Origin of the sequence: Acinetobacter sp. AKBS16, from assembly GCF_002899995.1 — a bacterium.
In the GTDB taxonomy this organism is placed as follows: domain Bacteria; phylum Pseudomonadota; class Gammaproteobacteria; order Pseudomonadales; family Moraxellaceae; genus Acinetobacter; species Acinetobacter baumannii.
Genome location: NZ_POYH01000027.1, coordinates 24,741 through 40,737 on the forward strand (window position 1 = coordinate 24,741; position 15,997 = coordinate 40,737).

17 protein-coding genes are annotated in these 15,997 nt (G+C 37.8%); 7 read left to right on the plus strand and 10 right to left on the minus strand.

What is annotated here, in order from left to right; translation table 11 throughout:
* The first annotated feature begins 100 nt into the window (after window positions 1-100).
* On the plus strand, window positions 101-544 hold the full coding sequence (locus C1642_RS04125; RefSeq protein WP_001019905.1) for a hemerythrin domain-containing protein: 444 nt from the start codon (window positions 101-103) through the stop codon (window positions 542-544).
* A gap of 7 nt (window positions 545-551) precedes the next feature.
* Here the strand turns inward: C1642_RS04125 and C1642_RS04130 are convergent, their stop codons facing one another.
* The 3 genes from C1642_RS04130 to serA form a co-directional block, all read right to left on the minus strand.
* The gene (locus C1642_RS04130; protein WP_001180504.1) at window positions 552-1,412 is read right to left on the minus strand and encodes an EamA family transporter; all 861 of its coding nucleotides are present in this window, start codon (window positions 1,410-1,412) and stop codon (window positions 552-554) included.
* A gap of 90 nt (window positions 1,413-1,502) precedes the next feature.
* A complete protein-coding gene (locus C1642_RS04135; RefSeq protein ID WP_000098158.1) occupies window positions 1,503-2,387 on the minus strand; it encodes an EamA family transporter in 885 nt (294 codons plus the stop codon).
* Between the two features lie 98 nt (window positions 2,388-2,485).
* Window positions 2,486-3,718: a phosphoglycerate dehydrogenase gene (serA, locus tag C1642_RS04140; protein WP_000077814.1), complete on the minus strand. Its 1,233-nt coding sequence runs from the start codon at window positions 3,716-3,718 to the stop codon at window positions 2,486-2,488.
* A gap of 379 nt (window positions 3,719-4,097) precedes the next feature.
* Between serA and C1642_RS04145 the strand changes: the two genes are divergently transcribed.
* On the plus strand, window positions 4,098-5,507 hold the full coding sequence (locus C1642_RS04145; RefSeq protein WP_000993506.1) for an FAD-binding oxidoreductase: 1,410 nt from the start codon (window positions 4,098-4,100) through the stop codon (window positions 5,505-5,507).
* 95 nt (window positions 5,508-5,602) lie between these two features.
* The gene (locus tag C1642_RS04150; protein WP_001189303.1) at window positions 5,603-5,971 is read left to right on the plus strand and encodes a hypothetical protein; all 369 of its coding nucleotides are present in this window, start codon (window positions 5,603-5,605) and stop codon (window positions 5,969-5,971) included.
* Window positions 5,972-6,015: 44 nt separating this feature from the next.
* Here the strand turns inward: C1642_RS04150 and C1642_RS04155 are convergent, their stop codons facing one another.
* Both C1642_RS04155 and C1642_RS04160 read right to left on the minus strand, forming a co-directional pair.
* On the minus strand, window positions 6,016-6,330 hold the full coding sequence (locus C1642_RS04155) for a putative quinol monooxygenase (RefSeq protein ID WP_000955560.1): 315 nt from the start codon (window positions 6,328-6,330) through the stop codon (window positions 6,016-6,018).
* A gap of 13 nt (window positions 6,331-6,343) precedes the next feature.
* Window positions 6,344-6,931, minus strand: coding sequence for an NAD(P)H-dependent oxidoreductase (locus tag C1642_RS04160; RefSeq protein WP_000065452.1), 588 nt, complete (start codon window positions 6,929-6,931; stop codon window positions 6,344-6,346).
* Between the two features lie 224 nt (window positions 6,932-7,155).
* Here C1642_RS04160 and C1642_RS04165 point away from each other — a divergent pair, with 224 nt between their 5' ends.
* Both C1642_RS04165 and C1642_RS04170 read left to right on the plus strand, forming a co-directional pair.
* Window positions 7,156-7,521 carry a hypothetical protein gene (locus C1642_RS04165; RefSeq protein WP_000719498.1) on the plus strand — a complete coding sequence of 122 codons (366 nt, stop codon included), beginning with the start codon at window positions 7,156-7,158 and terminating at the stop codon, window positions 7,519-7,521.
* A 369-nt stretch (window positions 7,522-7,890) separates the two neighbouring features.
* The gene (locus tag C1642_RS04170; protein ID WP_103235952.1) at window positions 7,891-9,120 is read left to right on the plus strand and encodes an MFS transporter; all 1,230 of its coding nucleotides are present in this window, start codon (window positions 7,891-7,893) and stop codon (window positions 9,118-9,120) included.
* A gap of 37 nt (window positions 9,121-9,157) precedes the next feature.
* Here the strand turns inward: C1642_RS04170 and yccS are convergent, their stop codons facing one another.
* From yccS to C1642_RS04190, 4 genes are all read right to left on the minus strand, one after another.
* Complete coding sequence (gene yccS / locus C1642_RS04175; RefSeq protein WP_032060057.1) at window positions 9,158-11,308, minus strand: YccS family putative transporter; 2,151 nt, start codon at window positions 11,306-11,308, stop codon at window positions 9,158-9,160.
* A 192-nt stretch (window positions 11,309-11,500) separates the two neighbouring features.
* Window positions 11,501-12,076, minus strand: a complete 576-nt coding sequence (gene sodC, locus C1642_RS04180; protein ID WP_001143885.1) for a superoxide dismutase family protein — start codon at window positions 12,074-12,076, stop codon at window positions 11,501-11,503.
* 115 nt (window positions 12,077-12,191) lie between these two features.
* Window positions 12,192-13,310, minus strand: a complete 1,119-nt coding sequence (locus C1642_RS04185; protein ID WP_000553809.1) for an AI-2E family transporter — start codon at window positions 13,308-13,310, stop codon at window positions 12,192-12,194.
* A gap of 122 nt (window positions 13,311-13,432) precedes the next feature.
* A complete protein-coding gene (locus tag C1642_RS04190; protein ID WP_000849145.1) occupies window positions 13,433-14,077 on the minus strand; it encodes a ParA family protein in 645 nt (214 codons plus the stop codon).
* A gap of 158 nt (window positions 14,078-14,235) precedes the next feature.
* Between C1642_RS04190 and C1642_RS04195 the strand changes: the two genes are divergently transcribed.
* Together C1642_RS04195 and C1642_RS04200 are read left to right on the plus strand one after the other, a co-directional pair.
* Window positions 14,236-14,703, plus strand: coding sequence for a Holliday junction resolvase-like protein (locus C1642_RS04195; protein ID WP_103235953.1), 468 nt, complete (start codon window positions 14,236-14,238; stop codon window positions 14,701-14,703).
* Between the two features lie 139 nt (window positions 14,704-14,842).
* The gene (locus C1642_RS04200; RefSeq protein ID WP_103235954.1) at window positions 14,843-15,406 is read left to right on the plus strand and encodes a hypothetical protein; all 564 of its coding nucleotides are present in this window, start codon (window positions 14,843-14,845) and stop codon (window positions 15,404-15,406) included.
* Window positions 15,407-15,455: 49 nt separating this feature from the next.
* Here the strand turns inward: C1642_RS04200 and C1642_RS04205 are convergent, their stop codons facing one another.
* The gene (locus C1642_RS04205) at window positions 15,456-15,989 is read right to left on the minus strand and encodes a hypothetical protein (protein WP_086261905.1); all 534 of its coding nucleotides are present in this window, start codon (window positions 15,987-15,989) and stop codon (window positions 15,456-15,458) included.
* Between the last annotated feature and the right edge of the window lie 8 nt (window positions 15,990-15,997).

The following is a 15,997-nucleotide window of genomic DNA, read 5'->3' on the forward strand; positions in this document are numbered from 1 at the left end:
TAAAAAATAGTCTCATTTTAAGCTACTTAAATAATATAAATTTTGCCGTACGATAAACCTTGAAATAAAAAAGATTTTTTAACTAAAAATGAGGAAGAGAATGAATATTTTCGAAGCATTAAGAGAAAGCCACGAAAATCAACGCAACCTTTCTGAACAATTAATCCAGACACATGGTTTAACCGAAGAACGAAAAGAATTATTTGATGCATTAAAAAACGAACTTTATGCTCACTCAGTTGCCGAAGACCGTTATTTATATATCCCTTTAATGTTTGATGATGTCGGTTTAGATATTACGAGACATGCTTTATCTGAACACCATGAAATGGATGAGTTGGTCGAGCAACTCGAAAAAACGGATATGAGTAGCCCAAGTTGGTTGGCAACCGCTAAACAGTTGAGCGAAAAAGTCCATCACCACTTAAAAGAAGAAGAGCATAAATTTTTTCAACAAGCTGGTAAAATTCTTAAAGATAGTGAAAAAGAAACGCTAGGCAATAAATATTTAAAGGAATATAAAAAGTATAAAAAACAGCAATAAGCTACACCTATGATGCTGTTTTGCTTCTTAAAGTAACCCCAATTGACGCTAGCATTACGCAAGCTAAAGCCACCCATTGCAGCATGCTGATTTCTTCGTGAAGTAATAAGAAACCTGTTAATGCTGCCAATGCTGGCGCTAAACTTGTTAGGGTGCCATAAGTTAATTTATTAAGTTGTTTGAGTGCCATTAGGTCGAGTGCATAGGGAATAGCAGTCGCTAAAACTGCAATAAGTAAGGCTTTACCCCAGTACTGTGTATCAAGTAATGCTGGGCCATTATACCAAATACCAATTGGTAATAAGGCGAGGGCAGATACGGTAATCCCTATGGTTAAGGAATGCATTCCTATATTTTGAGTTACAACTTTTTGACCAAAATAAATATAGAATGCCCAACAAAGCCCTGCGCCTAAAGCACAGGCTGCACCTACGTAAGAAAAGTGGTGTTGAGTTGGATCTTGCCAAGGTACCATGAGTGCAATACCCAGCATGGCAAAAGCTACCCAGATATATTCGCTCTTTTGTTTGATAGAAACTAGGGCTAGGCCTAATGGACCAATAAATTCTAGACCTACCGCAATCCCTTGGGGTAATTTTCCAAGAGAGGTATAAAATAAGATATTCATTAACCCTAAAGATGCGCAGTACATTAATAAATCACGCCATTTTAAATAAGGTAAACGAGACCAGATTTTCCAAGAACGGAACATAAAGGCAACAATCACTGCTGCAAAACATAGTCTTAAAATAGTAACGGTAAGCGGATCTAAAGCCGCAATAAGTTGCTTGGCAAATGAAGCGCTGATTTGATACGAAACCATCGACAAAATCATATAGAGCACAGCAATAATTGGAAGATTTTGCATGGAAGTACCTTAACGCTTCATTTGATATGTAAAAAATAAGAGGGATTAATTATAGCCAATACTGGGTTTCAACTCGCAGGTTTTACAGAATTAACCTACTGTTTTTTCACGTTGTTGTCGGGCTCTTTGGGTGGTTATGGTACAACCCACAGAAGCAGTAATAATAGTGGCAAGTGCCAACCATTGATTCCATAACAGGTATTCACCTAAGAAGATAAAACCGGAAAGTGCAGCAACAGCTGGCTCTAGGCTCATCAATGTTCCAAAACTTAAAGGTGTTAAATTGCGTAGAGCTAACATTTCTAAAGAGAATGGAAGTGCACTGGCTAAAACGGCGAGACCAATAAAATAAAAAAAGTATGGTAGTTCTATAACTTGCCCAATCGAGCCTGAGAAAAAAGTAATAGGTAAAAGTATACAAGCACCTACAGTCATGCCCAAACAAACGGTATGGTTACCTGAGATACCAGAAGGCTTTTGCCCCGCAATAATATATAGGGCCCAACAAGCACCCGCACTCATCGCAAATAGGACTCCGATCCAGTCCAAACTATGTGCTTGGTTAAAAGGAAATAATAAAATGAGACCAATAATTGCGAAAGTGACCCAGACAAAATCATATTTTTGTTTAGCATGGTAAAGGGCCACACTGAGTGGACCAATAAATTCAAATGCAACCGCAATACCAATGGGTAAACGTTCAAGCGATAAATAGAAAAGAGCATTCATGCCAGCAAGAGCAAAGCCATAGCTCAAAATAGCTTTCCATCGGACCTGACTAAAATTAATTTTCCAGATCTGAAAAATGAAAGCCAAAATAAATGCCCCGATACATAAACGCATTGCAGAAACAGTCAGTACAGGAAAGTTCTGAAACAGGACTTTAGCTAAGGATGCGCTACTTTGGACACTTAACATGGCAAGAATAAGAAAGCCCAAAGCATGAAGCTGGGATTTCTGGCTTGGACTGGACATTTTATTATTTGATCAATTGGTATACTTTTCACATGATAATGTAAATACCTATAAAAAAGCCACAGACAATGCTGTGGCTTTTAAATTTACAGTCTGTATTAGAACAATACGCGTACGCGAATTGTGCCTTCAACTTCATGCAACATATCTAAAGCTTCTTGAGAAGCAGAAGCATCTACGTCCATTACAAGGTAACCGATGTCGCCTTTAGTCATAAGTGACTGACCAGAAATGTTGATGCCTTGTTCAGCAAACAAGTTGTTGATTTTAGACAATACACCCGGTACGTTTTTGTGGATGTGTAGTAAACGGTGTTGACCCGCTGTCAATGGCAACGCAATTTCTGGGAAGTTTACCGCAGAAAGTGTCATACCCTTATCAGAGTAAGCAACAAATTTCTCTGCTACTTCTAAACCGATATTTGCTTGAGCTTCCATTGTTGAACCACCAACGTGAGGAGTCAAGATCACGTTGTCTAAACCACGAAGTGGAGACTGGAATTCTTCACCATTTGCTTTTGGTTCTTTCGGGAATACGTCAACTGCCGCACCTGCAAGGTGACCAGATTTGATTGCATCAGCTAAATCTTCGATTACTACACATGTACCACGTGCAGCATTTAAGAAGATCGCGCCTTCTTTCATTTTTGCAAATTGTTCTTTAGTGAAGAAGTTACGTGTAGACGGAACATCCGGTACATGCAAAGTCACAACATCAGCAGTTGCTAAAAGTTCATCTAAAGAACCAACTTGGCGAGCATTACCCATTGGTAATTTAGTGACTGCATCATAATAAATGACATGCATACCCATACTTTCAGCAAGAACTGAAAGTTGAGAACCGATGGAACCGTAACCCACAATACCTAAAGTTTTGCCACGAGTTTCAAAAGAACCCACAGCAGATTTGTCCCAACCACCACGATGACAAGCCGCTGACTTTTCAGGAACACGGCGAAGAAGAAGAATAGTTTCAGCAAGTACGAGCTCTGCAACCGAACGCGTATTTGAATATGGTGCGTTAAATACAGGAATACCACGTGCCATCGCTGCTTTAAGATCTACTTGGTTTGTTCCGATACAGAAACAACCTACTGCGATCAATTTATTTGCAGCTTCGAAAACTTCTTCAGTCAATTGGGTACGCGAACGAATACCAATAAAGTGAGCATCTTTAATTGCTTCTTTAAGCGCTTCGCCTTCAAGAGCAGTTTTGCGATAGTCAATGTTGGTATAACCCGCAGCGTTTAAAGTATCGACTGCGTTTTGGTGAACGCCTTCTAACAAAAGGAAACGGATTTTATCTTTAGGTAGTGAAAGATGTTGGCTCATTACGGCTCCGCTACAAAGGCCAAATTTGGTGGCGGTATAATAACATACTGGGCAGCGCTATAGATATTTCGTTTATACCATCGCCTTATGGCAATTTTATCTATGTCTAATCACTTCCATTTATGGCTTGTCGAGCATTACAAAATATGCTTGATCTACGTTTAGGCCCAAATTTTCCTTTAAGGCCTTATAAAAAGTGTTTTATTGGTGTTAAACATGTTTTGTAGTGACAGTATCTCTATTCTGAACTTTATCGCTTGTGCTGTTACATGTAGAATATAGGAGTTCCTTGAACATTATGGCTTTGCTCAGGTGAAAACCTAGAGAAATATGAGGTCATAGTCCCACCACAGTTTACTTCTTGCTAGGTCTGCAAACGATGAATGCTCCAGTCGCTTTAACACCTGAGTTACTCACCCAATTAACAGCAATCGTCGGTGAAAACCGTATTAAAACCGATGCTGATAGTCTCGAAAACTGGGGTAAAGATCATACCAAGCATTTTAATCCGAACCCATCGGTCATCGTTTTTCCGTCAACGACTGAACAAGTTCAGGAAGTTGTGAAGCTTGCAAACCAGTTTAATATCGCAATTACACCGTCAGGTGGGCGTACAGGACTTTCTGCTGGTGCTGTAGCAACCAATGGTGAAATTGTCATTAGCATGGACAAAATGAACCAGATTCTTGAGTTCTTCCCGGCAGACCGTATGGTTCGTGTACAAGCTGGTGTTGTGACTGAGCAATTGCAAAATTATGCAGAAGAGCAGGGTATGTATTATCCGGTTGACTTTGCATCAGCGGGTTCTAGTCAGATTGGCGGTAATATCGGTACCAACGCTGGTGGTATTAAAGTCATTAAATATGGCATGACGCGTAACTGGGTACTCGGTTTAACTGTAGTGACGGGTAAGGGCGACATTTTACGTTTAAACAAAGGCATGATTAAAAATGCAACTGGATATGCATTACAGCATTTGTTTATTGGTGGTGAAGGTACATTAGGCTTAGTGACTGAAGCAGAAATTAAACTTGAGCGTCAACCACAAAACCTACAAGTTTTAGTTTTAGGTGTTCCTGATTTTAATGCAGTAATGCCTGTGTTACATGCTTTCCAAAAAGATATCGACTTAACTGCATTTGAGTTCTTTGGTGAGCTTGCAATGCAAAAAGTACTCGACCGTGGTCATGTTCAACGTCCATTTGAAACTCAATGTCCATTCTATGTATTGCTTGAGTTTGAAGCACCATACGAACCGATTATCGACAAAGCAATGGAGATTTTCGAGCACTGTATGGAACAAGGTTGGGTACTTGATGGTGTAATGAGCCAGAGTCTTGACCAAGTAGAGAGTTTGTGGCGTTTACGCGAAGATATCTCTGAATCAATCGCGCCGTTTATTCCATATAAAAACGATATTTCAGTATTAATTACTCACGTACCTGCATTTATTCGTGAAATTGATGCGATTGTTCAAGAAAACTATCCTGACTTTGAAATTTGCTGGTTCGGCCATATCGGCGACGGTAACTTACACTTAAATATTTTAAAACCTGAAAACTTAACCAAAGATGAGTTCTTTGCGAAGTGTCAGGTCGTGAATAAATATGTGTTTGATACTGTTAAAAAATACGATGGTTCAATCTCTGCCGAGCATGGCGTAGGTATGACGAAAAAGCCATATTTGGAATATTCGCGCTCAGCTGAAGAAATCGAATATATGAAAGCTTTGAAAAAAGTATTTGACCCGAAAGGTATTATGAATCCGGGTAAATTATTCGATCTTTAAATTAGATCTATTTTGTAGAACTACATAGTTTCTACAGAGTAACCGGCAAAGGCATAGCATCATAAAGCTATGCCTTTTGTTTTTTGGTGATGAAAATGCAACGTTTATTTTTAATTTCTGCACTTTGTGCTGGACTTATGACGGGTTGTGCAACCACAAGTAAATTAATTCCTTTTGTGGGCTCAGAAACCCCAATGCAACAAGTACTTAAAACGCAACCCGAGATTGTAAAAGAGCATAACAATACTTCAGTTCAGCAGGTATTTAACCGAGTAGAATCCCCAACTGTTTCTCGCATTACTGTTATACAAACCGGTTTAATGGATGACTCTGTCTCAGCAATTCGGACGGAATATTTATTTAAATTGGTTGATGAAAAGTGGCAATTGCAAAATAAGCAAAAGAGCTACCAATGTGCAAGAGGAAAAGGTTCTAAAGGTTTCCAAATGCAGCTTTGTTCTTAAGCATAAAAAAGACGATAAATATATCGTCTTTTTTATTTCTTAAATTATACGCCGCTTTCTAAAATTTTAATTTTGACGTCAACTACATCATCTTTGACTGCTTCATGATGCGCTTGCATATGAGGTGTAGCTAAGTGTGCTTCAAGATGAGCTACACTTTCCCATTTTTCTAACATCACAATAATGTCAGGGTCTTTGTTCTGGAAGCTCGCATTTGAAATGTGGTCAACTAAAGGTTCATAACCATGGCAACCATCTTCTGCTAAAACAGTTGGAATGATTTTTTGAAATGCATTCAATACGTTTTGGCGGTGCTGTCCACCCGATTGAGTACGAATTTCCGCTATAATAGTAAGCATGGTTTTCTCCGGATTAGGCTGCTGCAAATAGTGTGTTCAAATGTGCTTTGTATGCTTCCACATAACTATCTACATCAGGCATTTTAATTACATCATTTACAATAAATGTTGGTAGGGTACTCATACCTAAGAATTGATTTGCTTTATGAAATGGTAAATAAACACCATCTACACCCACACCATGGAAAAACTGATCCGCATCGTCAAATGCTTCCATTGGCGCATTCCAAGTAAGCGACAACATATATTTTTTGTCATGAATTAAACCACCTGAACCATATTTTTTTGAGGCATCAGAGCGGCTACGACCATCGTTTGCATAAAGAGAACCATGACCTGTCGTAAATACATCGTCAATATATTTTTTTACGGTCCACGGTGCACCCATCCACCAGCCCGGCATTTGATAAATCACGACATCTGCCCATAAATATTTTTCTACTTCAGCTTCAGCATTGTAGTCACTATCTGCACGAGTGACTTTTACTTCATGACCTAGTTCAGTGAGATGATTCGTCGCTAATGTCGTGAGTGTGTCATTTAATTCACCATTTGAGTGGGCAAATTGTTTGGCACCATTAATGACTAAAATATTGCTCATGGGAGTTACTCTAATTCAATTCTTAAACTTGAGCGATACTTTAGAGAACTTACTCTTAAAGAAAAATGTAGTAATTGGAAAAATATTATTGATTAAAAATCATTAATCTTGGTTTGATACCTCATACTGGTTTCTTCATTTTAATGGCAAATACTTTACAAAGTTGAACGGAAAAAATTGTTTGTAGCCTTTAGCATCAAGGTGAAGTTGTGGTGGAGTTGAGTATGAAAAAGATTGGTTTACTCATGATGTGTAATTTGTTGATTCTGAGTGCTTGTACACCAAATACAAATCCACCTACACCTCAAGCGAACAGTCCGATACAAGCTGTTTTACTCGATCAACCTAATCTTTTAAATAATGCCAGTAATTTAAGTATTTCACAGCAAATGAATGCCTTAGAGGATCCTTCTAATGCTCAAGTTACTATTTTGCAGACAGAGCCGAGTGAAGATGCTGTTTCGAAAACACGTACTGAGTATTTATTAAAAAAAGATCAGACTGTTTGGAAAATCGTGAATAAAAAACAAAGTTATCAATGTACAAAAGGCGAGGAAACAGCAGACTTTCAAGTTAATCCTTGTCCTTAAAGCTGAATCTCTATTGAATATGTGGATAACTTTAGGGTTATTCACAATATAAAAATGAGTTCGTCATCATTAAAATATAGAATTTAAAATTGTTGGAATTGTCCGATTGATGATCAATTTGAAAAGTGATATTGTGTCATCCGGCAATTATGCCAGATGGTAAAAATTACCGAATCTCACGTCATACATTTTTTCTCGTTTTAGACACCTTGTGAATACGGTGTTTCACATTCTCAACATGCACTCTCACGGCATATAACAACTTAACTAAAGATTGACTGACCATACTGTCATCGTCATGACTACATTATTTATTTCAATATGTAGTTGCTGAGACATAGTGGCCGCTATTTTGAAGTGTACAAACTCATGAAAAATATTCAAACGACAGCGTTGAACCGTACAACGTTGATGTTTCCTTTAGCTTTAGTGCTATTTGAATTTGCGGTTTATATTGGTAATGACCTGATTCAGCCAGCCATGTTGGCAATTACTGAAGATTTCGGTGTAAGCGCAACTTGGGCGCCGTCTTCAATGTCATTTTATTTATTAGGTGGTGCATCTGTTGCATGGTTACTAGGACCTTTATCAGATCGATTAGGCCGTAAAAAAGTACTTTTGTCTGGTGTTTTATTTTTTGCCTTGTGCTGTTTTTTAATTTTATTAACGCGACAAATTGAACACTTTCTGACATTACGTTTTTTACAAGGTATTGGGTTAAGCGTAATTTCAGCAGTGGGATATGCAGCAATTCAGGAAAATTTTGCCGAGCGTGATGCGATTAAAGTCATGGCACTTATGGCAAATATCTCATTGCTTGCGCCTTTGCTAGGGCCTGTACTTGGAGCTTTCTTAATTGATTATGTTTCATGGCACTGGGGTTTCGTGGCAATTGCTTTACTTGCACTGCTGAGTTGGGTTGGCTTAAAGAAACAAATGCCTAGTCATAAGGTGAGTGTAACCAAACAGCCTTTTAGTTATCTTTTTGATGACTTTAAAAAGGTATTTAGCAATCAACAGTTCCTTGGGTTAACGTTGGCCTTACCGCTTGTAGGTATGCCGCTTATGCTCTGGATCGCGTTATCACCAATTATTTTGGTCGATGAACTGAAGCTAACGAGCGTGCAATATGGTTTAGCACAGTTCCCGGTATTTTTAGGTTTAATTGTTGGTAACATTGTTTTAATTAAAATTATTGACCGTTTAGCTTTAGGTAAAACTGTCTTAATTGGCTTACCGATTATGCTCACTGGTACGCTAATTTTAATATTAGGTGTTGTCTGGCAAGCCTATTTAATTCCTTGCTTGTTAATAGGTATGACACTCATTTGTTTTGGTGAAGGAATTAGCTTCTCAGTGCTGTACCGTTTTGCACTCATGTCATCTGAAGTGTCAAAAGGAACTGTAGCTGCTGCTGTTTCGATGCTATTGATGACGAGCTTTTTTGCAATGATTGAGCTTGTACGCTATCTCTACACTCAATTTCATTTATGGGCTTTTGTCTTATCTGCTTTTGCATTTATTGCCTTATGGTTTACTCAACCACGTTTAGCTTTAAAACGAGAAATGCAGGAAAGAGTTGCACAAGACTTACATTAAAAAAATACCGGAATTTATATTCCGGTATTTTTTTATTCTATTTAATTTCATGCTCTAAAAGTTTGCCTTTTAAGCTTAAGAGTTCAGGCAAGGTTTCTAATAATAAACTCATCTGTTTTAAGACAAGTGTGTAGTTCTCTGAAAAATGTTCGTGAGTTATTAAACTTTGAATTTGCTTTAAAGTCTGTTCAAGAAAACTAAAGTTAACCGAAGCTTGTTCAAATAAACTTTGTTTAAGAATTTGCTGACAATCCAGTAAAAGTTGTAATACCTGTTGATCATCAATTTTTTGTCTTTGGCTGCCTAATGCTGCGACATAACTCAACTGGCTGTGGCTATAAACCAAATAACGAAAGGCGTAATGAATCAGCTCTGGATTTGGGTTGGGCTCGGCACTTAAGCTTGAAATCATATTCGACAGTTCAATTTGCGCGTTATGTGCAGCACGGCGAATTCGGCGGTACTCTATATCCTGATTTTTCCCATGCTGATATTGCTCAACAATCACATTGAAGTAATCGAAAGTTGCTTGGCTACTTTTCTTAATATTGTTTGGAATATTACGGAAGTTCCAGTCTGGCCAAATAAAATTAACAGCAAGCCAAGCAATAAAGCAGCCTAATAAGGTGTCGATTAGGCGAGGTAAAATAATGCTGTAACCTGCACCTTTTAAATTGAAAATGAGCAATACCATTAAGGTTGCCATCAGTGTTGCCAGCGCATATTTTTTCTGGCGTAAGTAGAAAAAGCTAACTCCACAAATAATGGTAAGAATGAGTTGACCTTCAATACTAGGAACAAAATATAAAATGGGAATACCCAATAAAACGCCGAGTAAAGTCCCAATCGTTCTAAGCTTTAAACGACTTTTGGTTGCAAAGTAAGTAATTTGGCAAACAAATAAACTGGTGAGCAAAATCCAGTAACCATGTTGGGCAAAAGGTAGGAGGGAAATGGCATAACCTGCGGCAAACACAACCGCAATTCGTATTGCATGTCTAAATAGGGCCGATTGTGGCGTCAGTTGCTGCCGAATTTTTAAAACAAGGTCTGAAAATCCTTGAATATCATCATCTAGTAAATTGAGATGTTCTTGCTTGTTTTGACTTAGCGTTTCATTAAACGGTTGAGCATATTGAAGTTGTTCAAATTGTTCATGCATTCCTTTTAAATTATTAAAAATCAACTTTAAATTTTTAACTTCAAAATTTTGTGGATGCTGTTGTATCCAGTCTTTCAAAGAGCTTTCCAAATGGTTTAGGCCAATTTGGCTTTCTTGAGAAGACTGATATTGTTGATTATGCAAAATGCATTGGGCTAAATCATGGCAAGCTTGTGCCTGTAAGCGTAGGTTTTTCTGAAAACGAAAAATGAGATCACTACGGCTAAAATTTTGTTGGATATGCTCGTAGTGTAAATAATTAGAAGTTGCCTGCTCGTGTATATCTCGCGCAAAAAAGTATAGGTTTAACCAGTAAATACTTTTATTACTGACTCGTGATGCCTTAAGGCGAGTTAGCAGAGAGCTGCGTATTTGGTTAAGACTTTGCGCAACTTGTGTATTTTGTAGTGATAACTCAAATAAAAGCTGTTCAACATTTTCTTTATTATCTGGGTCGAACAACCGTGCTTTAGCTTGAAGTAAGGTTGAAATTTCTTCAAAAATTTGTGAAAGTTTATCTTGTAAAGGAAGTGTTGGTTTAAGAATAAAAAATAAAATAGAAGTTAGGCCGTACCACAACGCACCATAGACAAAATAAGTAGGCTGTTGGTACCAGTGTGCATATTCTCCTAAACCAAACATGCTATAAATTGAGAGTAAAATCGTACCAAAAGAAATGGTAGCGTAGCGTTGCCCTAAAGCGCCCAATAAAATGAAACAAGCACTGGAAATTGAAAGATATAAAATAAATAAAAATTTATAAGGCGCTAAAAAACCAAGAATAGTGCTGACAGTAAAAAAGAGTAGGCAGACATAAAGCAGATTACGTAAACGAAGACTTAAGCGATCATCAAAATCAGTAAGGGCAGCGGCAATTGCACCTAAAGTCACAGGAACGATGAGCTCGTTATGTCCTAACCAAAGTAAACCTAAAGTTGTACCTGTGAGTACAATTAAAATTTGCAGGCAATAAATTAAAATTGAATTCGCTTTAAAACGATTGAATAGTTGAGTCAGATTATTCACGGCTTTTTTCTAAATGAGAGGATACGTGACAATTGGTATTTAAATTTTTATTACTTGAAAAATATTATGCGTTTTGTCTAAAAAAGTCAGTTTATTTTTTAAGATTTTATAATAATTAATTAGTCTAAGTTGCTTAATAAAATAGCAAAATTGTGGATATCTTTTTAGATACCCACAATTTAAAAATAGCACTTATTTGATTACACCACATGCGATTCGCGCTCCGCCACCACCTAGAGGCAAAGGAGAATCTGAATAGTTATCACCACCAGCATGGATCATGATAGCGCGACCTTGAATGTCAGCAAGTTTTAAACGTGGTGCAATAACAGCAGTTGTAGCTACACCAGTATTGTCAACGACTAATGCTGGTAAATCGCCTAAATGCCCAGTAGTTGGCGTACCATGATGTGGGGCTTGGTTAGGGTTATAGTGGCTACCAGCAGCTAAAGCAGCGCCTGGTTTTCCATCTTTAACAGCAGGGGCACAAGATGGATTTTCATGGATGTGGAAACCGCGAGTACCACTTGGTAAATCTGCTAAAGCAGGGGTAATGATTAAGCCCTTATCACTATCTTGAAAGCTAATCGTACCAATTTTTTTACCTATACCATTAGCTGTCACTTCATTAACATCCACCACTTTTTTAGTATGCATTGTGGTAAGTGCATGGGCTGTATCAGATACAGTCTTACTTACCGTGCTACAACCAACCGTTAATAAAGCTGTCAGTGCACATACTGCACCAATTTTATTAAATACTGGCATTATAGATATCCTTATAACTATAAATCTGATTTTTTTATTCAAGCAAAGGTGCGTGAACCCTACAAGTTAATTTAAATAGTCACTTTGTATCTTGAAATATTTTTAAATCATTAGCTTAGTTTTTAGATGGTGGTAAATCATCATCTGAATCATAAATCATGGTCGTTTTTGGCATGGGTTCAGGGTCAATTGTCTCGTGAAGCCATTCACGCCAAATTGCTAATAAAACAGCTAAAATAACAGGGCCAATAAATAGACCAACTAAACCAAAACTTGCAATTCCACCCAATACACCGAACATAATCAATAAAAACGGAATTTGAGTCGCACCAGAGATTACAAGTGGACGGATCACGTTGTCTGAACTACTTACAATCAGCACACCCCATAAGATGACGCCAATAGCTTCCATAGTTTGACCTTGAGAGAACAACCATAGTCCAACGCCTAAGTAGGAAACAGGAGTACCAAACGGAATTAGGGCTAATAAGAACGTTGCAATGGTGAGAACCATTGGGTTAGGTACACCAGCGACGAAATAACTTAATCCAGCCAGTACTGCTTGAGCAATGGCAGTTAAACCCACGCCATACACAACGGCACGTGTGGTTTCTGAAATTGTGTCGAGATAATGATGAATACGTGGCCCAATTACCATTTCCAAGGCTTTACTCACTTGGGTTAAGATCGTGTGGCCATCACGATAAAAGAAGAAAAGACTTAAAATCGCAAAACAAAGTTTGACGATATTTTTACTAATTTCATTTAATAACACACGCCCATAACTTAAATGGCTTTGTACCCAAGCTGCAATATTCTGAATAGTACTATTAGGGTCTGTGTTAATTTCGTTGAGTGTGCGAGATATTTCTTTACCAATAAACGGAAGATTACGAATAAAATCGGGAACGCTTAAATGACCTGAAAAGACTTGACGCTGTAAATCAAAATAAAGGTTGCGACCTTCATGTTGTAGAATAAAAATAGCACATGTAAATGGTACGCCAACAATTAAAATGACTAAGCTAATCATAACTGTAGCATTTAAATTATTTCGGTTTTCACCAAAAAAATGCTGAATTCTTAAATAAATCGGCCAAGTCATGTAGGCAATAATGGCAGCCCAAAGTACAGGTACAATAAAGTACTTCAGGATGTTAAATCCTAAAAAGATCAGGATAAAAAACAGCCCAAACAATAAAACGCGCTGTAAAGTAGGAGCGTATGGATGCACGAACAAAATTCTCTAATTTTTAAAATAGAATAAGGTCATATTAACTGAAAAATGACCTGAGACAAATTTTAGGCAGGCGTGCTCATTTCTGCATCTTGCCCACCTAAAATAAAGAGATGGTTTTAGAACCACTCAGATTTATCTTCAATCAGTTTATTTAAAAGAGGCTGCCACTGGCTTTGAATTGCAATAAAGTTCTTTTGTGGTTTATCAAATACACTTAAACCTTGCATTGCTAAACTGCCATAAGCACTACGCTCGGCAATCCATGCAATAGGTTCATGTTCGATTTTTTCAAAAAATTGCTGAATATCTTTTGAACTGGCGCTGTTCGGTTTAACTCGGTTTGCAAGTAGTAAAATTTGTACTTTACCTTTACGAATACGCTTAATATCCTGCAAATGCTTGAGAAAACGTCGTGTACTGTCGATATCGAAAAATGAAGGCTGAAGTGGAGTAATAATCGCATGGGCTTCGCTGACTAATTGTTCAGCATGATCACCTGAAAGGGCACCCGGTGCATCAATAATTAAATAGTCTAAATTTTTAGGTGCATCACCAATTGATTTTTCTTGACGCCAGTCGAGGCTTTGAATTACAGCTACGTTATCTGGACGTTGTTTTAACCATTGTAAGGAAGATTTCTGGTTGTCAGAATCTGCCAATGCTACTTTATATCCTTTTTGTGCCAAAGCTGTTGCCAACGTAATGGCTGTCATGGTTTTTCCGCATCCGCCCTTTTGATTTGCAATAAGTATCGTTTTCATAAATTCAGTTATATTCAGCAGCACACTTGTTCTACTTATACCTTAGCATCTTTTTATGTGAAGTAGATGACTGCCTTTGACAAAAGTTTAAGCTACTCCCTAATTTTAGATATGATTGCTCATCTATCGCGATGATGTGTATTTGTTAAGGAAAATTTATGTCCGTATGGCTGGCCATGCTTATTGGTGCTGGTATTGGTATTATTATCACGACGCTCATTTTATCAAATACCCGTAATGGCCGAATCAAGGCTGAATACGAGCAATATATTGCCGAGTTGGAGCTTGAGCATCAACAAGCCCTTGCCCAAGCACAAAAGAGAAGTGTGAATACGAGCCGCGCCGTATTAAAAGGAAAAATGGCAGAACAATTTGCGCCAGTCTTGCCGGAGTTTCAGTATTTGCCAAGTGATGCCAAGTTTATGGGCGACCCAGTTGATTATATTATTTTCGATGGCTATACCGATTTTCGAGATGGAGACGGAACTGCCGATGATATTCAAATTATTTTGCTGGATGTCAAAAGTGGAGGGGCACGTTTAACAAAGGGGCAGCAAGCAATTGCTCAGGTAATTAAGGAAGGGAAAGTTCGCTTTGAAACTTTAAGAATAGATTTTGAAGATTAATAATCTATTTAATTAGGCACAAAAATAGACGAAATTGATCTGTATTGTTACTAAATTCCGATATTTTTTTCATACCTTAGAGCTACCATAAAACGAAGATCTAATGAATTTGATCTAGCAATATTTGAGGTATAAAGCGATGAAAAAACAACGTTTGATGATAGCTTTGCTGGCGACTTTAGGCATGGGTTCAGCACTTGCATCAACCTCGAGTGAATACAATATTGCCAAGGGCTTGCTTCCAGTTGAAAAAGATCAATCAATTTCTGTATTACAACCATTTCAGGGAAATTTTAGGATTTTAGGTTCAAAAATTTATCACAATGATGAGCAAGCCAAATTTTCACCGATTGATTATGCGGTAAGTTGGGGTTTATTTGCTCAACCTGAAATCGCGCGACATATTTCAGTGAAACAATATGACCGCTATTTAAACTGGAAAATAGCAAAACTTCCTGTACCAGCTGAGCAAGCAATGCAGATGGTATCGAATATGCACATTATTCCTGCAAACCCTGAAATCGCCCAACAAATTAAGCAAGTTAAGCGTGGTGATTTGGTTTATTTAAAAGGTGATCTGGTTGAAATCAAAGATAAAGATTTGGTTTGGAAGTCATCTTTGACCCCAACTGATACCGGCGATGGTGCATGTGAACTCTTCCGTGTTCAATCCATTCACTGGGTTGAAAAACAAAATATTTAAATTAAAAAAGCCTTCTTTATAAGAAGGCTTTTTATTGCATGCAGTTAAATTAATGCTGCTGTGAGGCTTTCCAGTACTTTAACTGATTTTGTGCTTGTAAATAGTCAGCAAGCTGTTTGACCTGCTCATCTTTACTTGCCTGCTTATCACTAAAGTTCTTTTCTTGGTTTTCCCAATATTGATAGAGTAAGCCCTGAATATAACGACCTTGTTCAGTTTTTAAATCGAGGTCTTTTAGCATGGTCAATGCTGAGCGCACATTATCAAGCGTACGTTTTTGTTCAAATTCTGTGGTGAGCGTACCTGCCTCATGCATTTTTTCTAGCTCAGTTTCCATTTCATCACTCATTTCAGTAAAGCGGTGATCGTAATCTTCTAGTAGTGCAATATCATGAGCGTCATCCGCAGTAGCTGGGAATTTCTTCACTGGTCTTTCATTGAGTTTTTCTAAGACCTGATCGGTAGATGAACTTGTATGAGATTGTTCAGTCTTTGCTGGCTCATCTGCTTTTTTACAAGCCGTCAATAATAGGCTAGAGCTGAGCAAAGACATTAAGATGATATGAGGCGTTTTTTTAAACATAACTTTCA